The sequence below is a fragment of the Chromohalobacter nigrandesensis genome (assembly GCF_023061285.1).
Lineage (GTDB): Bacteria > Pseudomonadota > Gammaproteobacteria > Pseudomonadales > Halomonadaceae > Chromohalobacter > Chromohalobacter nigrandesensis.
This window is the reverse complement of the sequence record NZ_JAKGAM010000007.1, coordinates 12,744-33,192: the sequence shown is the minus strand read 5'-3', so window position 1 is coordinate 33,192 and position 20,449 is coordinate 12,744. Positions and strand designations below refer to the sequence as shown.

The window sequence follows — 20,449 nt, the reverse complement described above, 5'->3', positions numbered from 1 at the left end:
GGAAATGCCGCTAATTGCGATCCTCCGCGGGTCGATGTAGTGACACTCGGTCAGGCTCGGGAGTCTGCTAGAATAGCGTGTCGTTCAGTCGTTTAAAGAGCCGCCCATGCATGCCAATTCCCGCGCCATCGTCACCCAGCAGACCGCGCCGCACGAGGATCTCTCGCGGCGTGTGTCGCGGGCGTTGACGTACCCCTGGCGAAAGCCGTTGGCAGCGCACACGCGGATAGCGTTCGGCGCGGCGCGGACATGGTTGCATGAGCAGGACAAACCGCTGATTCTCGACGCAGGCTGTGGCGTGGGGCTTTCCACCCGGCGTCTGGCCGCGCGATTTCCCGATCATGCGGTGATCGGCATCGACCGCAGCGCCGACCGCCTGTCCCGCGAGCACGGCGAACTGCCGGACAACGCCTTGCTGGTACGTGCCGATCTGGTGGATTTCTGGCGTTTGGCGCTACACGAGGGATGGCAGCCGGTGCGTCATTATCTGCTCTATCCCAATCCGTACCCCAAGGCGGCGCATCTCAAGATGCGTTGGCATGGCCATCCGGTGTTTCCGGCCCTGGCGGGACTCGGCGGCGAATTGGAGGCGCGCTCCAACTGGCGGCTCTATCTCGAGGAGCTGGCCCTGGCACTGAGACAAGCCACGGGGCGCGAGGCGCATCTCGAGCCCTGCGAACCGTCGGGTGAGTATCTCACGCCTTTCGAACACAAATATCACGCCAGCGGCCAACCACTCTGGCGGCTGACGGTGACGCTGGCGCATCGTCCCGAGCTGTTGCCCACTTAGCGACCAAGCAACACGGGCTTTCAGGAGAGAGAATATGGTGTATGTATTTCTAGCCATCGCGATCGTCGCCGAGGTGGTGGCTACCAGCGCGCTCAAGGCGTCCGAGGAGTTCACGCGGCTATGGCCGAGCGTGACCGTGGTCGTGGGCTACGCCTTGGCGTTTTACATGCTCACTCTGGCGCTGCGTGATTTGCCGGTGGGTATCGCCTATGCGTTCTGGGCCGGACTCGGCATCGTGCTGGTCACACTGATCGGGGTGGTGGTGTACGGCGAAAAACCCGATTTGCCCGCGATTCTCGGTCTGGGAATGATCATCGCTGGAGTTGCCATCATCCAGGTATTTTCGCGTATGTCCGCGCATTAGACGTTATCCGACAAGTGTCTACGCTCGATTGGACGTTGCCATCGCACGCGATGATGAGCCCTGATAGCCTGGCGGACGATAGTCGTTCGTCCAGGGAAGGAAAAATTGCATGCTGAGTGAGTTGTTCCATCGCCGACGCCCGTGCGCCTTGCTGCATGTCGGACGTCGTATGTTCGCGTTTCTGGTGTTGATGGGCCTGCCGTTGGCTGTGCAGGCCGAGGGTTTTGACAATCTCTCCTCGTTGGCCGACAAGGGCTTCGTGATCGGCGCACAGGCACAACTGCTGGATAGTGGCGATACTCTGGGGGCGCTCGAGCCTACGCGGCGGCTTTCGCCGGCGTCGGTGACCAAGCTCTACACCGCCGCGGCGAGCCTCGACCGCTGGGGGCCGCAGCATCGTTTCACCACGCAGTTGATGGCCACCGGCAATGTCGATGCCCAGGGCGTGCTGCATGGTGACCTAGTGCTCGATGGCGGCGGCGACCCGGCTCTGACCAGCGAAAACCTATGGCGTCTGGTGCAACGCTTGCGCGAACGCGGCGTGCGCGCCGTCGATGGCCAATTGGTGGTCAGCCAGTGGCGCTTCGGCCCGGTCACCTGCGTGACCACCGACCGCTGCAAGGCGCGCTCGCGTTCCGCCAACGCTTATAGTGCCTTGCTGTCCTCGGCGGCGGTGAATTACGGCAGTTGGTGCAATCGGGTCAAGCCCGGCGCGGCCGTGGGCAACGCGGCTTCGATCAGTGATTGCGCGACGGTGGCGCCGCTCACGCGCCTCGACAATCAGGTCAAGACCGTGGCGCACGGTAATAACACGCGCCTCAATGCTGAGCGCATCAGCAAGGAGCATGGCGATACAATGCGCATCAGCGGGCAGATCGCGCGCGATAGCTTCTCGCGTGAAATTTATCGCGGCAGCTCCGACCCCGCCGAACAGACCGCCAAGACCTTGATGGCGTTGCTGGGGCAGGCGGGGGTCGAGGTCGAAGGCTACGCAACCAGCACGACACCGCCGCCGACCACCGCCAAACGCCTGGCGGCGGTGGATGGGAAACCGCTGCAGGAATTGCTGCTGCGCATGCTCAACTATTCCAATAACTTCATGGCCGACACCCTGGCGCTGGATCTCGTCGCCAAGCCGCGCGCCGAGCTTCAGGACGGCGCCGACGAACTGATGCGCTTCGCCCAGAATCTACCCGGCCATGGTGTGCCGACGCTCGCCAGCGGCAGTGGCTTGACTCCCGAGAACCGTGTCTCGGCGCGCGATCTCAATGCCCTGCTGGCAGCGATGTACCAGCGTTCGGCACTGTTCCCGACCTTCGTGGCCGGCCTGCAATTGCCGACCAACGGTCCCATGCACTTCATCCGCCGCGGCAGCGATACCTTCCAGCAGAGCGTCATGCTCAAGACCGGCACGCTCAACGAGCCGGTCACGGTGCGCGCGGTGGCCGGCTACTTCCGTACTCAAACCGGGCGTTGGGGCAGCTTTGCGGTACTGGTCAACGGCACTTCGCAAACGCCGTATCTCGCCTGGCGGCAGGTGCTGCCCCTGGTGGCGACGGATTTGACGGAGATGATCGAGGCCCACTGAGAGATCATGCCTTCTAGCGACGTGGGTCGATGAGCACGCGCCCGTAGGTGCGGCCTTCGAGCATGGCCTGGGCCCGGTCGGTCACGTCGTCGAGGCCAGCCTCCTCGACATGCATGTGCGACAGCAACGCATTGGGCAGGGCGGCGATGCGTTGCCATGCCGCGCGGCGCCGGTCGAAGGGGATATACACGCTGTCCACGCCGAGCAACGACACGCCGCGCAGGATGAATGGCATCACGGTAGTCGGCAGCGCGGCGTCACCCGCCAGCCCCACGGCGGCGACCTTGCCTGAGTAGCGCATTTGCGCCAGGAGGTTGGCCAGGATCTGGCCGCCGACGGTATCCACGGCGCCCGCCCACTGCGTCGATTCCAGCGGCCGGCCGCGGGCTTCGAAGTCGGCGCGGGGCAGAATGGCGTGGGCGCCGAGCGCCTCGAGCCAGGCATTCTGCTCGGGTTTGCCGGTGATGGCGTGAATCTCGAAGCCTTCATGGGCGAGGATCGACACCGCCCAACTGCCTACGCCGCCGCTGGCGCCGGTGACGGCGACCGGTCCATCGCCGGGAGCAAGACCGGCTTCTTTCAGGCGCATGACACTCAGCATGGCGGTGAGCCCGGCGGTGCCGAAGAGCATCGCCTGCCGCGTACTCAGCGGTTGCGGGCAGGGCACCAGCCAGTCGGCATCGACGCACATGGCCTCGGCGAAGCCGCCCCAATGGCGCTCGCCGACACCCCAGCCGGTAAGGATCACACGATCATCGGCGGCAAAGCGCGCATCCGTGGAAGCCGTCACCGTGCCGGCGAAATCGATCCCCGGCACCAAAGGATAATCGCGCACGATCTTGCCCTGGCCGGTGACCGCCATGGCATCCTTGTAGTTGAGATCCGAGTAATCGATGGCGACGCGCACCGCGCGTTCCGGCAACTGGCTCTCGTCGAGCGTTTCGAGGCGGGCGCGGGGGGTGTCGTCATGAAGCATGAGCGCGCGTGGCATGGTGAACTCCTGCGGATTAGGATAAGGGCGCTGCGGCGAGCGCAGTTTCATCAGCCTAGCGTTGAGCCACGAGTGTCGACAACGCGACCTTTGCGGGATACCGTCCGTCATTCGCGTGGCGTTGCCGTCCTGGCCGTTGCGTAATCGACCATCGAGACCCCTTTACTGAGGAACGAGCGCGATGAAATCCCGCCAGACCACCGGCTTGCGCCATTTGACCGACTCCACGCACTACTCGCTCAAGGGGCTGCGCGCCGCGTTTCGCAATGAAACGGCGTTTCGCCAGGAGGTCGGCATCTGCGTGATACTCTTGCCGTTGGCGTGGTGGATCGGTGCCACGCCGGTGGAATGGCTGCTGCTGGTGGGTAGCTGCGCGCTGGTGCTGATCGTGGAACTGCTCAACAGCGCGGTGGAAACCGTCGTTGACCGCATCGGTCCCGAGCATCACGAGCTGTCCGGCCGAGCCAAGGATATCGGCTCGGCGGCGGTGATGATCTCGCTGATCATGACCGGCCTGACTTGGGGCCTGTTGGCCTGGCAGAAATTCCTCGGCTGAGCCCGCAGTCGGCGATGCCGTGTCGGTTACCTTCAACGTCCATATGAGGTGCTCCATGTTGCGACGCGTCGGTTTTGGACTGCTCGGTGTGCTGATCGTGGCCGCCGTGATTGTTCCTTATACGTTGCTGCGCGATGTTCAGGCCTGGTACGGCAGTATGCTCTTCTGGGGGCTGATTGGGCTTGCCGTGATCGTTCTCAATCTGCTGGTTACCGCCGATTTCAAGGAGAAGTGAGGATGTCGTCGACACTCGTGTGGACGTCGGTGCTGGTGTATGTCGTCGTCGCGCTGGGTGTGGCCTGGCGCTCACGCGAGCGCAGACCTGGCGGGACGCCCGACATGGCGCACTATTTCCTCGGTGGGCGGCGCATGGGCGGGTTGGTGTCGGCGCTCAGCTACAGCGCGACGACCTACAGTGCCTTCATGATGGTGGGGCTGGCCGGACTGACCTACGCCGGTGGCGTGGGGGCGCTGGGCTTCGAAATCGTCTACTTCGCCGGGGTCTCGTTGGTGGCAATCTTCGGGCCGCGTTTCTGGGCGGTGGGCAAAGCATTCGGTTTTGTCACCCCCAGCGAGATGCTGGGGCACCGCTATGCGAATCGCGGCGTGGCTGTGGCCACGGCGCTGGTCAGCAGCCTGTTTCTGATCCCCTATGCAGCAGTGCAACTGGCGGGCGTGGGGTATCTGCTGAGCGGCATGACCGACGGTGCCATCGGCTTTACCACCGGCGTGGCGGTGGCCACCGTGCTGGCGCTGGTATTCACCTTCATCGCCGGGATTCGCTCGGTGATGTGGACCGACGCGCTGCAGGCATTGTTGATGATCGTCGCCTCGACGGCCGTGGCGCTGCTGGTGGTGGCCTCGCTGGGCGGCTTCGAGGCGCTGTTCGCGACCCTCGCCGATGAACATCCCGAGGCGCTCACGGTGCCGGGGTCGGGTCTGTTCACGCCGGCGACCTTCCTCGGCCTGACGATCCCCTGGTTCTTCTTCAGCCTTTCCAATCCCCAGGTCAGCCAGCGCCTCTTCATGCCGGCCTCGCTGCAGGCTATGCGCCGCATGTTGCTGGGGTTTCTGTGCTTCGGGCTGGTGTATACCGCCGTCTCGGTGCTGTGGGGCTTTTCGGCGCTGATCGCCTTCCCCGACCTGGAAAATTCGGATCTCGCCACGCCGACCCTGCTGGCCTCTGCGCATGTGCCGCCGGTACTCGGCGTGCTGGTGATGGTGGGGATTCTGGCGGCGGCGGTCTCGACCATCGATTCGATCATGCTGACGCTGTCATCGATGCTGTCGCGGGACGTCTATGCGGTGGCCCGCAAAGGCAGCGATGAACGCCGCCAACTGTGGGTCGGCAAGGCCGTGTTGCCGCTGATCGCGCTGCTCGCACTGGCCTTCGCCGAGCTGCGCCTCGATCTGATCGCGGTGCTCTCGGTCGCCGCCTCGACCGGCCTGGTGGTCACCGTGCCGGCGCTGGTCGGCGCCTTCTTCTGGCGCGGTGGCAGCGCGGCGGGCGCCCTGGCGAGCATTCTCGGTGGCGGCGCCTGGGTCGTGGCGTTGTATATCAGCGGCGCCAAACCGCTGGGCTGGCCGCCAGGCATCTGGGCGCTGCCGGTGGCGTGCGTGCTGTTCGTGGGCGTCAGCTTGCTCAGCGCATCGCCGCGTCAAACCGCCGAGGCGTTCATCGCCGCCGCCGAGCGTGGCTTGCCATGGCGGCGCTGAGGATTGCTCGCCTGTAGCTTCCAAGCGATTAGCTCCGCTAAGCTGGGGCCATATAACGCTTGCCCCGGCGCTAGCTGCCGGGACGTTCCAGGAGAGTACCATGGCCCTGCCCGAAGGATTCCTGCCCGACGCCGATATTCCCGCACCGCTGCATGAGGCGCTGGGCGAAGCCGCCGAGCGGCTCGACGATGCATTGTGCCTGGCCGATCGCGTCGCCCAGGCGAAGCGCTCGACGCGCGATGCGGACGCCGACGCGAATGTCGATGTTGATGTCGAAGAGATGCCGAGTGCCACCTGGCTGGCGCTCTCGAATGAGCGTCGCGCCGAGCTGGCACGTGTGGTAGCGCTTTCCGACTTCGCCACCGAGACGCTGGCCCGTGACCCCGGCTGGCTGCCGGTGCTGGATGCCGAGGGCGAACTGGACGAGGCCCCGCTGCGCGAGGCCTGGGAGGCGGAACTCGCCGAGCGTCTCGAAGCCGCCGAGGACGAGGCGGCCATGCAGGCTGCGGTACGCCGCTTTCGGCGGCTGCGCATGCTGGGCATCGTATGGCGCGATCTGTGCCGCGCGCCGCGCGGCCAGGCCGGCGAAGAGGGCATGTGGAGCACGGCGCGCGACGTCAGCAGCCTGGCGGAAATCTGCCTGGACGGCGCGCTGGGCTGGCTCGAACATCATTATGCGCCACGCTGGGGGCAACCAGCGCTTCGTGCCGACGGCACGCCGCAACGCCTGGTGGTGCTGGGCATGGGTAAGCTCGGTGCGGGCGAGCTTAACCTGTCTTCGGACATCGACCTGATCTTCGCTTTCGCCGAAGAGGGCGAAACCCAGGGCGGTCGACGCGTGCTCTCGCATCAGGAATATTTCACCAAGCTGGGCCAGAAGCTCATCGGCGCGCTGGACGCGGTGACCGACGAAGGCATGGCGTTTCGCGTCGATATGCGCCTGCGCCCGCTCGGCGATGGCGGGCCGCTGGTCGGCAACTTCGCCACGCTGGCCAGCTACTATCAGGACCAGGGGCGCGAGTGGGAACGCTACGCCATGCTCAAGGCGCGCCCGGTGGCCGGCGATCTCGAGGCAGGCGCCGAGTTGCTCGCCTCGCTGCGACCGTTCGTGTATCGCAAATATCTGGATTTCGGCGCCATCGAATCGCTGCGCGAGATGAAGCGACTCATCAATCGCGAGGTCAAGCGCAAGGGCATGGCCGACAACATCAAGCTCGGCCCCGGCGGTATCCGCGAGGTGGAGTTCGTGGTCCAGGCGTTTCAGTTGATTCGTGGTGGGCGCGATACCGAACTCCAATTGACCTCGCTGGCGGCGGCCTTGCGTTGTCTGACGGATCTGGAGCTTCTACCGGGCGAGGTGACCGATGCCTTGCGAAGCGATTACGCTTTTCTGCGCGATCTCGAGCATGCCTTGCAGGCCCAGAAGGATCGCCAGACCCAGACCCTGCCGGAGGACATCCTGGGGCGCGAGCGCTTGGCGCTGGCGCTCGACATGGCCGACTGGCCGGCACTCGTGGCGCGTCTCGATGAGGCGCGCGGGCGGGTGCGCGAGCATTTCGATGCCATCATTGCCCCGCCCGAGGAGGAAGACGACGAGGACGGCACCCCCGAGGACGGCGCCCCCGAGGACGCCTCGCGCGAAGAGCTGGGCGCGCTCTGGCGCGAGGAGCTGATCCCGGCGGAGGCCCGCGAGACGCTGACGACGCTGGGGTTCGAGGCGCCCGAGGCGACCCTCAAACGGCTTGCCGACGTGCATCGTTCGCGCGCCGTGGCGGCCATGCAGCGCATCGGTTTCGAGCGTCTCGATGCCTTGATGCCGCTGCTGCTCGAGGCCGTCGGCGAGAGTCGTGCGCCGGATGTCGCGCTCGAGCGCGTCCTGCCGCTGATCGAGGCGGTGCTGCGGCGTACCGCCTATCTGGCATTGCTGCGCGAGAATCCCGATGCGCTGCGTCAGTTGATCCGGCTGTGTGCGGCGAGTCCGTGGATCGCCGAGCAACTGGCGCGCCATCCCGTGCTGCTCGATGAGTTACTGCATCCGGCGGCGCTTTATTCGCCCGCCGACAAGGACGAACTCGCCGATGAACTGCGCCAGGCACTGGCACGGGTGCCCGAGGACGACGAGGAGGGCCAGCTCGATGCGCTGCGCACCTTCAAGCATGCTCAGGTGCTGCATGTCGCGGCCTCGGATATCGTCGGCGCGCGACCGCTGATGAAGGTCAGCGATTATCTCACCTTCATCGCCGAGGTGATCCTCGAGCAGGTCCTGGCGATGGCCTGGAAGCAGGTGACACGCAAGTACGGGCGCCCCTCGCGCCGTGCCGGTGAGCACGAGAGCGACGAGGCCAATTTCGCGATCATCGGTTACGGCAAGCTGGGCGGCATCGAATTGGGCTATGGTTCGGATCTGGACCTGGTGTTCCTGCACGATGCCGACCCTAAAGGCATGACCGATGGTGCCAAGACCCTCGACAATGCGGTCTTCTTCACGCGCCTCGGTCAGCGCGTCATCCATTTGTTGACGGCGATGACGGCCAGCGGTGCGCTGTACGAAGTCGACATGCGTCTGCGGCCTTCCGGCAATTCGGGGTTGTTGGTGACGACGCTCGATGCCTTCGCCGACTATCAGCACCACCAAGCCTGGACCTGGGAGCATCAGGCGCTGGTGCGCTCACGCGCGATTGCCGGCAATGCGGCGTTATGCGAGCGCTTCGAGGCGGTGCGATGTGAGGTGCTGGGGCAGGCGCGCGACCCCGACACGCTGCGCGGGGAGGTCGTCGCCATGCGCCGCAAGATGCGTACCCACCTGGGCAGCAGCGATCAGGCCGGACGCCGGGGAACGTTTCATCTCAAGCAGGACCCCGGCGGCATGGTGGATATCGAGTTCCTCTGTCAGTACGCGGTGCTGCGACTGGGCGCCGAGGCGCCGGAGATGCTCGGCTTCAGTGACAATATGCGCATTCTCGAAACGCTGGAGGAAAGCGGCCGACTTCCCGCCGAGCAGGCACGCGAGCTGCGCGAGGCGTATCTCACCTATCGCGGCATCAGCCATCGCGCCTCGCTGGCCAAGGCCGGAAGCCAGGTCGAGATCGCCGATATCGACGACCATCGCCGCCGAGTCCGCGCCATTTGGGCGCACTGGATGCAGGATGATGACGCGTCTCGGTAAGTATCACTGGAAATAAACAGTTACTTTTCGCGCTCATGATAACTCGGTAAATGGTTAGTACGACAAAAGTTGGGTATTGATCATTCGTGTAGAGGTCTTATAGTCCGCTCCCGGCGATGGCATGCGTGCCATCGCCGTTTTGTTTCGCCGCGCGCCCACAAGGCACGGCGAAGGTCAGGCACAACCTGAAAGTTCTCAACGAGGCAGACACTCCAATGCGCTCTACCACGGATGATGCAGCATCGCCCCGATCCGGCGAGGATCGAGGTTTCGCGGGCCACCCGCGTGCGCTGGGACCGCTATTTTTCACCGAAATGTGGGAGCGTTTTTCCTACTACGGGATTCGACCGCTACTCGTGTTGTTCATGGCCGCCACGGTGTTCGAAGGCGGACTGGGCTTCACGCGGGAAGCTGCGTCGGCCATCGTGGGTATCTATGCGGGGGCCGTCTATCTGTCGGCCTTGCCCGGCGGCTGGCTGGCGGACAACTGGCTGGGGCAGCGGCGTGCCGTCTGGTACGGCTCGGTGCTCATTGCTCTGGGGCATCTTTCTATCGCGTTCTCCGCCGTCTGGGGCGCGACCTGGTTTTTCATCGGGCTGGTATTGATCGTGCTCGGCTCGGGGCTTTTCAAGTCCTGCATCTCGGTGATGGTGGGCAGCCTCTATGACCAGGGCGATGTGCGCCGCGATGGCGGTTTCGCGATCTTCTACATGGGGATCAACATCGGTGGCTTGCTGGCGCCACTGTTCACCGGCCTATTGATGCGTGAATACGGTTGGCATTGGGGCTTCGGCATCGGTGGGCTGGGCATGTTGGTGGCCTTGTTGATCTTCCGTTTGTCGGCGATTCCTTCCATGCGACGCGCCGACAGCCTGCGGGGGCGTGCCGCTAGCTGGGATGCGCCTGCGGTACATCGTCGAGGCGTAGGTTATTACGTGGCGGGCTTGGCGATTGCGCTGGCGGGCTTCATCGCCCTGGTGGCCAACGGCATGATCACCTTGAACGCCGTGGCGATTGCCGAGGCCATGACCACGGTCATCATCGTCTGCGCGCTGGGTTATTTCGTCTTTCTGTTCGGCTTTAACGGGCTCGACAAGCAGGAGCGGGCGCGTATCGTCGTGTGCTTCATCCTGATCATGGCGGCGGCGTTCTTCTGGGCATCCTTCGAACAGCAGCCGACGTCCTATAACCTGTTCGCCCACGACTACACCGACCGTACGTTGTTCGGCTGGGAAGTGCCGGCGGTGTGGTTTCAGTCGTTCAACCCGGTCTTCATCATCCTGTTGGGACCGCTCTTCGGCTGGCTATGGCCGGCACTCGGCCGCCGCCGCATGGAACCGGGTAGTCCGGTGAAGTTCGTCCTCGGCCTGTTGTTCGCGGCCGGCGGCTTTGCCTTGATGATGTTTGCGGCGATGCGCGTGGCCGGCGGCATCGATCAGGTCTCGCCACTGTGGATCACCGCCAGCTTGCTATTGCTGACGATCGGCGAGCTGTGCCTGAGCCCGGTGGGGCTGTCGACCATGAGCGCGTTGGCGCCGATCAAGCTGCGCGGCCAGTTGATGGGGTTGTGGTTCACCGCCTCGGCGCTGGGGAATCTGGTGGCCGGCTTGATCGGCGGGCACGTCAACGCCGAGGAACTGGATCAGTTGCCGGAGTTGTTCGGTCGCTGCGCGGTGGCGCTGGTGCTATGTGCCATCGTGTTGGCGCTGCTGACGCCGCTCATCAAGCGTATGCTGAAGGGCAATCCCACCGTCGATCCCGCCGGTGCTTCGTCTTCCAACGCCACCACCGGAGCCTGAATCATGCCGTTGAGTGAATCTCCCCAAACGCCTGCCGCCCGCCTGGCCGCACTGCGCGATGCCATGCGTGAACAGGGCGTCGACGCCTGGTGGCTGCCGTCGTCCGATCCGCATAGCTCCGAATACCTGCCGCATCATTGGCAGGGGCGCGTCTGGTTGTCGGGCTTCGATGGCTCGGTGGGCACGCTGGTGGTTACCCAACAGGCGGCGGGGCTGTGGGTAGACAGCCGCTACTGGGTACAGGCCGAGCAGCAACTGGCGGGTAGCGGCATCGAGTTGATGAAGCTCCAGCCCGGCCAGGCGCAGCGGCCCATGCAGTGGCTCGCCGAGCAATTGTCGCCGGGCGCCACGCTGGGCTTCGACGGCGCCGTGGTCTCGATGGCCAGCGTACGTCAACTGGAGGCCCACCTGGCGCCGAAGGAGATCCGCTGGGAAGGCCATCGGGATCTGCTCGATGCCATCTGGCCGGATCGCCCCGCGTTGCCCGAGGCGCCGGTGCGGGCCCACCCGAGCGCTTACGTGGATGCCTCGCGGCGCGACAAGCTGGCGATATTGCGCCATGCAATGGAGGCCCAGGGCGCCGATACGCACCTGGTGTCGACTCTCGACGATATCGCCTGGCTGACCAACCTGCGCGGCTCGGACGTCGCCTTCAATCCGGTATTTTTGTCGCATCTGCTCGTCGAGGCGACGCGGGCCACCTTGTTCGTCGCCCCGGGCAAACTGGATGACGCCGTGATCGGCGAACTCGCCGACGATGGCATCGATGTTGCCGATTATGCCCAGGTGGCGGAGCGCCTCGGCGGTCTTCCCGCCGCTGCGTGCCTGCTGCTCGATCCGGCACGGGTGAGTCTGGCGCTGATGCAGGCCGTGCCGGAGAGCGTGAGCGTCGTCGAGGCCTTTCAGCCGAGCACGCTCGCCAAGAGCCGCAAGAGCGACCGCGACATCGAGCACGTACGCCACGCCATGGAGGAAGACGGCGCCGCGCTGTGCGCGTTCTTCGCCTGGTTGGAAGACGCATTGGCCAGCGACGCGACGGTGACCGAGCTGCACGTCGACGAGCGGATCACCGCCGCGCGGGCTGAGCGCGACGGTTTCGTTTCGCGGAGTTTCGCGACCATCGCCGCCTTCAATGCCAACGGCGCGCTGCCGCATTATCACGCCACCCCGGCGGCGCATTCGGTGATCGAGGGCGATGGCTTGCTGCTGATCGACTCAGGGGGCCAATACCTGGGCGGGACCACCGACATCACCCGGGTGGTGCCGGTAGGCGAGATCGACACGGCGCAGCGGCGCGATTTCACTCAGGTGCTCAAGGGCACCATCGCGCTGTCACGCGCCCAGTTCCCGCGCGGCATCCCATCGCCGCAACTGGACGCCATCGCCCGCGCGCCGCTGTGGGCCGCAGGGATCGACTACGGCCATGGTACCGGGCACGGCGTGGGTTATTTCCTGAATGTCCACGAGGGGCCGCAGGTGATCGCCTGGTACGCGCCGCCGACGCCGCAGTCCGCCATGCAACCCGGCATGATCACCTCGATCGAACCGGGCGTCTATCGGCCGGGGCAGTGGGGCGTGCGCATCGAGAACCTGGTGGTCAATCGTTCGGCCCAGCCGAGCGAATTCGGCGAGTTCCTGCACTTCGAAACGCTGACGCTGTGCCCCATCGATACCCGCGCCATCGATATTTCCCTGCTCGATGATGCGGAAATCGCCTGGCTCAACGCTTACCACGACGAGGTCCGCCAACGCCTGATGCCCAAGGTCGACGGCCAGGCCCGCGACTGGCTCGAGCAGCGTACGCAGCCCATCGCCCGCTGAATGCGCGTCGCACGTTGAGAAATGCCGGGCCCATGGGCTCGGCATTTTGCTGGCAATAGCCACCTGGCGGTCGATGCTCGAGGTGGGCTCAGAAGAGCGTGTCGTGAGGATTGAAAAGCGCTATCGCTATCATGCTAACAATTTATTGGTGGCATGAGACGCTTAGGGATAAAGTAAGCGGCATCTGGTGCTCACCAGATGTTTCATTCCTGCATCGGTTCGCGATGCACCCCTAGTTGTACTCTGCCTCGACCCGCGCTGCCCCCTGGCGCGGGTTTTTTTATGTGCGCTTAGCGGGCGGTGAGGGCGTCATGTCGCTTACCCTGTTGCCCTGACTCCGTTGTCCCGACATGAAAACGCCCATGCGGCGTGAACCGCATGGGCGTGATTGGCGTGCGCCGACGTTTTGACAGCGGCGCTTAGAGCGCGGCGATCTTGTCGCGTTGCTCGCTGAGGTGCTGGCGGCTGGCTTGGGCGTCGGCGAGTTTGCCACGTTCCTTCTCGACAACCTCGGCGGGGGCCTTGCTGAGGAAACCTTCATTGCCGAGCTTCTTCTCGATACCGTTGATGAACTTGTCCTGCTTGTCGATTTCCTTGGCCAGGCGAGCAAGCTCCACGTCCTTGTCGATCAGCCCCGCCATGGGCACCAGCACTTCCATGTCGCCGACCAGTTGGGTGGCGGCGAGCGGGGCCTGATCGGGATCGTCGAGCCAGGTGATGCTGTCGAGCTTGGCCAGCTTGGAGAGGAACAGCCGATAGGCTTCCAGACGCTCGCGGTCGGCCTCGCCGCCCTTGGTGAGCAGTGCTTCCAGCGGCTTGCCGGGGGCGATGTTCATCTCGGCGCGGATGTTGCGCACGGCGATGATCACACCCTTGAGCCATTCGATGTCGCGCGTGGCGTTCTCGTCGATGCGGCTCTGGTCGGCCTGCGGCCAGGGCTGAGCCATGATCGAGTCGTCGCCGCCGGCATGCGTGCCGGCCAGGGGCGCGACGCGCTGCCAGATCTCCTCGCTGATGAACGGCATCATGGGATGCGCCAGCCGCAGGACGGTCTCCAGCACCCGCACCAGCGTGCGCCGGGTACCGCGCTTGGCGGCGGCGGTGGCGTTGTCGTCCCACAGCACCGGCTTGGAGAGTTCCAGGTACCAGTCGCAGTATTCGTTCCAGACGAAGTCATAGAGCGCCTGCGAGGCGTGGTCGAAGCGGAATTCTTCCATCGCGCGGGTGACCTGGGCCTCGGTCTGCTGCAGGCGCGAGACGATCCAGCGGTCGGCCAGCGAGAGTTCGACTTCGCCGTTCTGGGCGTCGCTGTTCTGTGCGTCGCTGTTCTGTGCGTCGCTGTTCTGTGCGTCGAAGGAAGCGCCGCAGTCCTCGCCTTCGGCATTCATCAGTACGTAGCGCGAGGCGTTCCACAGCTTGTTGCAGAAGTTGCGATAGCCGTCCAGGCGGCCCATGTCGAACTTGATGTCGCGCCCGGTAGTGGCCTGCGAGAGGAAGGTGAAGCGCAGCGCATCGGTGCCGTGGGGCTCGATGCCTTCGGGGAACTCGTCACGCGTGGCCTTGGCGATGGCCTTGGCCTTCTGCGGTTGCATCATGTTGCCGGTGCGCTTGTCGATCAGCGCGTCCAGGTCGATGCCATCGATCAGGTCGATGGGGTCGAGCACGTTGCCCTTCGACTTGGACATCTTCTGGCCCTGGCCGTCGCGTACCAGGCCGTGCACGTAGATCTTCTTGAAGGGCACCTCATCGGTGAACTTCAGCGTCATCATGATCATCCGCGCGACCCAGAAGAAGATGATGTCGAAGCCGGTGACCAGCACGCTCGAGGGGTGGAAGGTCTCGAGCTCCGGCGTCTGCTCCGGCCAGCCCTGGGTAACGAAGGTCCACAGGCCTGCACTGAACCAAGTATCGAGGACGTCTTCGTCCTGGGTAAGGGCCACGTCGGCGGCGAGGCCGTACTTGTCGCGGGCTTCCTCGGCGCTGCGTGCCACATAAACGTTGCCATCAAAATCGTACCAGGCCGGAACGCGGTGTCCCCACCATAGCTGGCGCGAGATGCACCAATCCTGCAGGTCGCGCATCCAGGCGAAGTACATGTTCTCGTAGTTCTTGGGCACGAACTCGATGTCACCGTTCTCGACGGCGGCGATGGCCGGCTTGGCCAGTTCCTCGACGGCGACGAACCACTGATCGGTCAACAGCGGCTCGATGATGTCGTCGGAGCGATCGCCATAGGGCAGGGTGTTGTCGATGGTTTCGACTTGTTCGAGCAGCCCCGCGGCCTGCATGTCGTCGACGATGGCCTGGCGCGCCGCGAAACGGTCGAGCCCGACGTAGGCGGACGGCAAGGCGGTGTCGATGTCGGCGAGCGCACGGCCCTGAATGTCGAAGGCCTCGGCGCGCGGCAGGATGCTGGCGTCCGGGGTGAAGACGTTGATCAGCGGGAGATCCTGACGCCGGCCGACTTCGTAGTCGTTGAAGTCGTGCGCGGGGGTGATCTTCACGCAACCCGAGCCTTTGTCCATGTCGGCGTGCTCGTCGGCGACGATGGGGATGCGGCGCCCGACCAGCGGCAATTCGACGAACTTGCCGATCAGCGAGGCATAGCGTGAGTCCTCGGGATTGACGGCCACGCCGGTGTCACCGAGCAGGGTTTCGGGGCGCGTGGTAGCGACGACGAGATGATCCTGGCCGGCCTCGGTGGTCACGCCGTCGGCCAGCGGATAGCGGAAGTGCCAGAACTGGCCCTGCTGCTCCTTGTTCTCGACTTCCAGGTCGGAGATCGCGGTGTGCAGCGTGGGGTCCCAGTTGACCAGGCGCTTGCCGCGATAGATCAGGCCCTCGTCGAACAGCCGCACGAAAACTTCCTGCACCGCCTTGTAGAAGCCGTCGTCCATGGTGAAGCGCTCGCGCGACCAGTCGACGCTGGCGCCCATGCGGCGCAGCTGACGGGTGATATGGTCGCCGGATTCCTGCTTCCATTCCCAGATCTTGTCGGTGAAGGCCTCGCGCCCCAGTTCGTGGCGGCTCTTGCCGTCTTCCGCCGCGACCTTGCGTTCCACCAGCATCTGCGTGGCGATGCCGGCGTGGTCGGTGCCTACCTGCCACAGCGTGTTGTATTGCTGCATGCGCCGCCAGCGGATCAGGGTATCCATGATGGTGTCCTGAAAGGCATGGCCCATGTGCAGGCTGCCGGTCACGTTGGGCGGCGGAATCATGATCGAGTAGGGCTCGCCCTTACCGGCGGGGGCGAAACGGTTGGCGTCTTCCCAGCGCTGATACCAGCGGGTTTCGATCTGATCGGGTTGGTAGGTCTTGTCCATGGGCGTCGGTCGGCTCTTGAAATACGGTCAGCACGGCGCATGGCCGTGGCGAAAAATACCGACAAGTATAACCCCGCAAGCGGGGTGACGTCATGGTGGCGCTCAGCGAGATCCAGCAGCGTTTGGGCGGGTCAGGTTATTGGCTTTGACGGGGTAGCCGCGCTTCTTGTAGGTCTGCCAGCAGGCGCGCTTGGCGGTCAGCACGTCCTGATGCTGATTGATGATCTCGGCGACGCGCTCGAAGCGCGAGAACCACTCGGGGATCTCGGGATGCAGGTTGAGCATCGCCTCGACGCCGGGCGCCGGAGGCGTTTCCCAGCCCAGGGTGACGGGGGGCAGGGGATCGACCTCGTCGGCCAGCACCGCATGGGGCAGATAGCTTTCGGGCTTGAAGGTCCACAGCCGATCGTCGAGCTCGCGCGCCATGGCTTCGTCTTCGGTGTGGATATGCAGCCGATAGCCCTTGCGATGGATGGTCTCCGCCAGCCGGCACGCGAAGTCCAAGCGCGCCTCCAGCGTGGTATCGGGCAAGATGTAGAAATCGACTTGGGTCATGAATATCCCCTTCGGGGAGCTATAAGCTGGAAGAGCGGCGCTGCGCGCCTGGAAGCTGGAAGAAAGACCATTCCGGCTACGAGCTACGAGCTACGAGCTACGAGCTACGAGCTACGAGCTACGAGCTATGAGCTATGAGCTACGAGCTACGAGCGACGCGCAGCCAATCGATGGAGGACTAAACGCCGCCGTCGATGTCGATCAATGCCCCGGTAGTGAAGCCGGCTTCGGCCAGCCATAGCACGCCGTTGGCGATTTCTTCGGGTTCGCCGATGCGGCCCATGGGGATCACCGAGCCGGCGACATCGGGTTTGTCGGGGTTGCCGCCGCTGGCATGAATGGTGGTGCGGATGACGCCGGGGCGCACGGTGTTGACCCGAATGCCTTCACCGGCGACTTCCTTGGCGAGGCCCTCGGTCATGGTGTCGATGGCGCCTTTGGAAGCGGCGTAGTCGACGTATTCGCTGGCGCCACCCAGATGCGAGGCCGCCGAGCCGACATTGACGATGGCACCACCTTGTCCGCCGTGCTGGGTGGACATGCGTTTGATGGCTTCACGGGCGCAGATGAAGGGGGCGGTCACGTTGATGCGCATCATGCGATCGACGCGCTCGAAGCTCATCTCATCGACGCGACTGATTTGGTCGACGATGCCGGCGTTGTTGACCAGCACGTCGAGGCGTCCCAGTTCGCGGTCGACGGTCTCGAACATGGCGATGATTGCCGCTTCGTTGGCGACATCGGCCTGGATGGCGATGGCGCGTCCGCCCGCAGCTTCGATGTCACTCACGACACTCTCGGCCGAGGCCTTGTCGCTGCGATAATTGACCGCAACGGCGTAGCCCTTTTGCGCGGCAAGCTTGGCGGTAGCGGCACCGATACCACGTCCGGCACCGGTGATCAGCATCACTTTCGACATGGGGCCTCCTGATAAGGGTCAAGGGTAAGGAAATGACACGGCGCGGGTCATGCCACCGTGTCGTTCGACGGGCGTTAGGCCAGACGCGTCAGCCAGTTGCGCGTGTCTTCGCTGCGGCCGTATTGCAGGTCGAGCAGTTCCTTGCGCAGGCGCTTGCCGACTTCGCCGCCGCTATCCGCTTTGAGGCGAATGCTCTCGTCTTCGCTGCGCAGCTCGCCGACCGGGGTGATGACGGCGGCGGTGCCGCAGGCGAAGACTTCGGTGATCTCGCCGGAGGCGGCACCGTCACGCCATTCGTCGATGCTGATGTGGCGTTCCTCGGGTGTCAGGCCCTGGTCCCGGGCGAGTTCCAGAATGGAGTCGCGGGTGACGCCTTCGAGGATGGTGCCGGTCAACTTGGGCGTGACGATACGTCCGTCCTTGTAGACGAAGAACAGGTTCATGCCGCCGAGTTCCTCGATCCACTTGTTCTCGGCAGCATCGAGGAAGGCGACCTGGGCGCAGTCGTGCGCTTCGGCTTCCTTCTGGGCCGCCAGCGAGGCGGCGTAGTTGCCACCGCACTTGGCGAAACCCGTGCCGCCGGGCGCAGCCCGCTTGTAATGCGAGGACAGCCAGATGGAGACCGGATTGACGCCGCCCTTGAAGTAGGCCGCGGCCGGCGAGGCAATGACGTAGTAATCGACTTCTTTGGAGGGCCGCACGCCGAGGAAGGTCTCGCTGGCGATCATGAACGGCCGCAGGTAGAGGCTCGACTCTTCGGCTTCACTGGCCGGCGTCGGCACCCAGACATGGTCCTGGGAAAGCAGTGCCTTGAGCGAGCCGATGAAGTCCTCGTCGGAGAGCTCGGGCAGTGCCAGGCGCCGTGCGGAGGCGCGGAAACGTTCGGCGTTCTTCTCGGGGCGGAAGGTCCATACCGAGCCGTCGGCATGGCGGTAGGCCTTGATGCCCTCGAAGATTTCCTGGGCGTAATGCAAAACCGCGGCGGCCGGGTCCAGCGTCAACGGCCCGTAGGGGCGGACCTCGCGACCATGCCAGCCGACATCGCTCGTCCAGCGGATATGAGCCATGTGATCGCTGAAATGACGACCGAAACCGGGGTTCTCGAGAATCGTCTCGCGCAGGGCGGCATCCTTGGGATGCGCGTTAGGCCGTATGTCGAAGCCTGAAGAGGTCACTGGAGTTCTCCGTCGAATCTGGCGCTCGGTTGGATGCCGAGAATGGCACAGGCGCGTCGGACGAGAAAAGGCCGGCGCGCCTGATACTTACGTTAGCATGCAAATTGTTTGCTGCGAAGGGTCACTCGACGCTGGGACGCGTCTCGTTGGCCTCGGTTTCGCGGTCGAGCAGGTATTGGGTCAGAAGCCCCACGGGGCGGCCGCTGGCGCCTTTCTTGTCGCCCGAGGCCCAGGCGGTGCCGGCGATATCCAGGTGCGCCCAAGGATACGCATCGGCGAAACGCGACAAGAAGCAGGCTGCCGTGATGGTGCCGGCGGGGCGACCGCCGATGTGGGCCAAGTCGGCGAAGTTGGAATCGAGCTGGCTCTGGTACTCGTCCCACAATGGCAGGTGCCAGGCGCGGTCCCAGGCAGTTTCGCCCGCATCGAGAACGTCGAGCGCCAGATCGTCGTCGTTGGCCATTAGCCCCGAGGCATGATGGCCCAGGGCGATAACCGCGGCGCCGGTCAGCGTGGCGATATCCACGACGCTGGCGGGCTTGAAGCGCTCGACGTAGCTCAGCGCGTCGCACAGTGCCATACGTCCCTCTGCGTCGGTGTTGAGAATCTCGACGTTGAGCCCCTTGAGGGTCTTGACGATGTCACCGGGCTTGATGGCGCGGCCATCGGGCATGTTCTCGGCGCTTGCCACCACGCCGATGATATTGATCCTGGGCTTGAGCGCGAGCACCGTTTGCATGGTGCCGAAGACGCTGGCGGCACCGCACATGTCGAACTTCATCTCATCCATGCCGGCTCCCCCTTTGAGCGAGATGCCGCCGGTGTCGAAGGTGATGCCCTTGCCGACAATGATGTGCGGGGCTTCGTCCGGGTCCTCGGCGCCGCGATACTGCATGACGATCAGGCGCGAGGGCTCTGCGCTACCCTGACCGACGGAGAGCAGGGCGTTGGCGCCCAGCGCGTGCAAGGCATCCTCGTCGAGGATCTCGACGCTCAGGGCGCCATCGGCATCCGCTGCGAGGGTTTGTGCCTGCTCGGCAAGATAACGCGGCGTGCAGACATTGCCCGGCAAGTTGCCCAGGGTACGCGTCAGCGCGACCCCTTCGCCGACGGCGGCACCGATGCGTGCCCCGAGTTCGGCCTGGGGCGTCTCGTCCTGGTCGCTGACCAGCAGCGTCAGGCTCTTGAGGCGCGGTGCGGGCGCCGGCTGCGACTTGAAGTCGTCGAAGCGATAGCAGGCGCGATGCGCGGCCTCCAGGGTCACGCGCGCCTTCCAGGTGGTGTCGCGTTCGCCGACCGGCACGTCGGTGAAGGCGGCGGCCACGTCGTCGAGCGGCAGCTTGACGATGGTGGTGAAGGCGGCGTCGAGGGCCTGAATGAGCTGACCTTCGCCGCACTTGGCGCGCTCGCCGAGGCCGACGAGCAGCAGGCGTTCGGCACCGAGCCCCGGCGCGAAGGGAATCAATTGCACATTGCCGAGGCTGGGGTCGAAGTCGCCGCGGTCGAGGAGCTGGCCGATCAGACGTTCACTGGCGTCGTCGAGCTTGTCCGCCGCCGGCAGCAGGTCTCCATCCTGGAAGACGGGCACGATCAGACATGCCGTTTCGACCTTGGCCGGGTTGACGTTGATTACGGGGGATTCCATTGCGTCTCCACACGACTGAGCTGACATGACTTGTCTCGTGG

General features: G+C 64.6%; 15 protein-coding genes. 9 read left to right on the top strand and 6 right to left on the bottom strand.

Annotated elements, in window-relative coordinates; translation table 11 throughout:
- Positions 1–106 precede the first annotated feature (106 nt).
- The 3 genes from trmB to dacB all read left to right on the top strand — a co-directional run bounded on the left by trmB (position 107) and on the right by dacB (position 2,742).
- Positions 107–790: a tRNA (guanine(46)-N(7))-methyltransferase TrmB gene (gene trmB, locus L1073_RS10175; RefSeq protein WP_246898993.1), complete on the top strand. Its 684-nt coding sequence runs from the start codon at positions 107–109 to the stop codon at positions 788–790.
- A 34-nt stretch (positions 791–824) separates the two neighbouring features.
- Complete coding sequence (locus L1073_RS10170; RefSeq protein WP_246898991.1) at positions 825–1,154, top strand: DMT family transporter; 330 nt, start codon at positions 825–827, stop codon at positions 1,152–1,154.
- A gap of 109 nt (positions 1,155–1,263) precedes the next feature.
- The gene (dacB, locus tag L1073_RS10165; RefSeq protein ID WP_246898990.1) at positions 1,264–2,742 is read left to right on the top strand and encodes a D-alanyl-D-alanine carboxypeptidase/D-alanyl-D-alanine endopeptidase; all 1,479 of its coding nucleotides are present in this window, start codon (positions 1,264–1,266) and stop codon (positions 2,740–2,742) included.
- Between the two features lie 13 nt (positions 2,743–2,755).
- Here the strand turns inward: dacB and L1073_RS10160 are convergent, their stop codons facing one another.
- The gene (locus L1073_RS10160; protein WP_246898988.1) at positions 2,756–3,733 is read right to left on the bottom strand and encodes an MDR family oxidoreductase; all 978 of its coding nucleotides are present in this window, start codon (positions 3,731–3,733) and stop codon (positions 2,756–2,758) included.
- A gap of 181 nt (positions 3,734–3,914) precedes the next feature.
- Here L1073_RS10160 and L1073_RS10155 point away from each other — a divergent pair, with 181 nt between their 5' ends.
- The 6 genes from L1073_RS10155 to L1073_RS10130 all read left to right on the top strand — a co-directional run bounded on the left by L1073_RS10155 (position 3,915) and on the right by L1073_RS10130 (position 12,791).
- Positions 3,915–4,289 (top strand): diacylglycerol kinase, encoded by a 375-nt coding sequence (locus tag L1073_RS10155; protein ID WP_246898987.1) that lies wholly within the window; start codon positions 3,915–3,917, stop codon positions 4,287–4,289.
- 55 nt (positions 4,290–4,344) lie between these two features.
- Positions 4,345–4,524, top strand: coding sequence for a hypothetical protein (locus L1073_RS10150; RefSeq protein ID WP_246898985.1), 180 nt, complete (start codon positions 4,345–4,347; stop codon positions 4,522–4,524).
- A gap of 2 nt (positions 4,525–4,526) precedes the next feature.
- The gene (locus L1073_RS10145; protein ID WP_246898983.1) at positions 4,527–6,005 is read left to right on the top strand and encodes a sodium:solute symporter family protein; all 1,479 of its coding nucleotides are present in this window, start codon (positions 4,527–4,529) and stop codon (positions 6,003–6,005) included.
- Between the two features lie 100 nt (positions 6,006–6,105).
- A complete protein-coding gene (glnE, locus tag L1073_RS10140; protein ID WP_246898981.1) occupies positions 6,106–9,171 on the top strand; it encodes a bifunctional [glutamate--ammonia ligase]-adenylyl-L-tyrosine phosphorylase/[glutamate--ammonia-ligase] adenylyltransferase in 3,066 nt (1,021 codons plus the stop codon).
- A 215-nt stretch (positions 9,172–9,386) separates the two neighbouring features.
- Positions 9,387–10,970 (top strand): peptide MFS transporter, encoded by a 1,584-nt coding sequence (locus tag L1073_RS10135; protein ID WP_246898979.1) that lies wholly within the window; start codon positions 9,387–9,389, stop codon positions 10,968–10,970.
- Positions 10,971–10,973: 3 nt separating this feature from the next.
- On the top strand, positions 10,974–12,791 hold the full coding sequence (locus tag L1073_RS10130) for an aminopeptidase P family protein (protein WP_246898977.1): 1,818 nt from the start codon (positions 10,974–10,976) through the stop codon (positions 12,789–12,791).
- 419 nt (positions 12,792–13,210) lie between these two features.
- On the opposite strand, the gene L1073_RS10125 is transcribed toward L1073_RS10130, so the two are convergent.
- The 5 genes from L1073_RS10125 to L1073_RS10105 all read right to left on the bottom strand — a co-directional run bounded on the left by L1073_RS10125 (position 13,211) and on the right by L1073_RS10105 (position 20,408).
- On the bottom strand, positions 13,211–16,114 hold the full coding sequence (locus L1073_RS10125) for a valine--tRNA ligase (protein ID WP_246898975.1): 2,904 nt from the start codon (positions 16,112–16,114) through the stop codon (positions 13,211–13,213).
- 102 nt (positions 16,115–16,216) lie between these two features.
- Positions 16,217–16,669: a DNA polymerase III subunit chi gene (locus L1073_RS10120; protein WP_246898974.1), complete on the bottom strand. Its 453-nt coding sequence runs from the start codon at positions 16,667–16,669 to the stop codon at positions 16,217–16,219.
- A gap of 178 nt (positions 16,670–16,847) precedes the next feature.
- Positions 16,848–17,588 carry an SDR family oxidoreductase gene (locus L1073_RS10115; protein WP_246898972.1) on the bottom strand — a complete coding sequence of 247 codons (741 nt, stop codon included), beginning with the start codon at positions 17,586–17,588 and terminating at the stop codon, positions 16,848–16,850.
- A gap of 74 nt (positions 17,589–17,662) precedes the next feature.
- Positions 17,663–18,763 (bottom strand): branched-chain amino acid aminotransferase, encoded by a 1,101-nt coding sequence (locus tag L1073_RS10110; protein ID WP_246898971.1) that lies wholly within the window; start codon positions 18,761–18,763, stop codon positions 17,663–17,665.
- A gap of 121 nt (positions 18,764–18,884) precedes the next feature.
- Complete coding sequence (locus tag L1073_RS10105; RefSeq protein ID WP_246898969.1) at positions 18,885–20,408, bottom strand: leucyl aminopeptidase; 1,524 nt, start codon at positions 20,406–20,408, stop codon at positions 18,885–18,887.
- Between the last annotated feature and the right edge of the window lie 41 nt (positions 20,409–20,449).

Excerpts from the sequence above, each read along its gene's own strand:
- L1073_RS10125 (WP_246898975.1), bottom strand. The coding sequence starts at position 16,114 with ATGGACAAGACCTACCAACCCGATCAGATCGAAACCCGCTGGTATCAG.
- L1073_RS10160 (WP_246898988.1), bottom strand. The coding sequence starts at position 3,733 with ATGCCACGCGCGCTCATGCTTCATGACGACACCCCCCGCGCCCGCCTC.
- L1073_RS10145 (WP_246898983.1), top strand. The coding sequence starts at position 4,527 with ATGTCGTCGACACTCGTGTGGACGTCGGTGCTGGTGTATGTCGTCGTC.
- L1073_RS10135 (WP_246898979.1), top strand. The coding sequence starts at position 9,387 with ATGCGCTCTACCACGGATGATGCAGCATCGCCCCGATCCGGCGAGGAT.
- L1073_RS10105 (WP_246898969.1), bottom strand. The coding sequence starts at position 20,408 with ATGGAATCCCCCGTAATCAACGTCAACCCGGCCAAGGTCGAAACGGCA.
- dacB (WP_246898990.1), top strand. The coding sequence starts at position 1,264 with ATGCTGAGTGAGTTGTTCCATCGCCGACGCCCGTGCGCCTTGCTGCAT.
- L1073_RS10150 (WP_246898985.1), top strand. The coding sequence starts at position 4,345 with ATGTTGCGACGCGTCGGTTTTGGACTGCTCGGTGTGCTGATCGTGGCC.
- L1073_RS10155 (WP_246898987.1), top strand. The coding sequence starts at position 3,915 with ATGAAATCCCGCCAGACCACCGGCTTGCGCCATTTGACCGACTCCACG.
- L1073_RS10120 (WP_246898974.1), bottom strand. The coding sequence starts at position 16,669 with ATGACCCAAGTCGATTTCTACATCTTGCCCGATACCACGCTGGAGGCG.
- L1073_RS10130 (WP_246898977.1), top strand. The coding sequence starts at position 10,974 with ATGCCGTTGAGTGAATCTCCCCAAACGCCTGCCGCCCGCCTGGCCGCA.
- glnE (WP_246898981.1), top strand. The coding sequence starts at position 6,106 with ATGGCCCTGCCCGAAGGATTCCTGCCCGACGCCGATATTCCCGCACCG.
- L1073_RS10170 (WP_246898991.1), top strand. The coding sequence starts at position 825 with ATGGTGTATGTATTTCTAGCCATCGCGATCGTCGCCGAGGTGGTGGCT.
- trmB (WP_246898993.1), top strand. The coding sequence starts at position 107 with ATGCATGCCAATTCCCGCGCCATCGTCACCCAGCAGACCGCGCCGCAC.
- L1073_RS10115 (WP_246898972.1), bottom strand. The coding sequence starts at position 17,588 with ATGTCGAAAGTGATGCTGATCACCGGTGCCGGACGTGGTATCGGTGCC.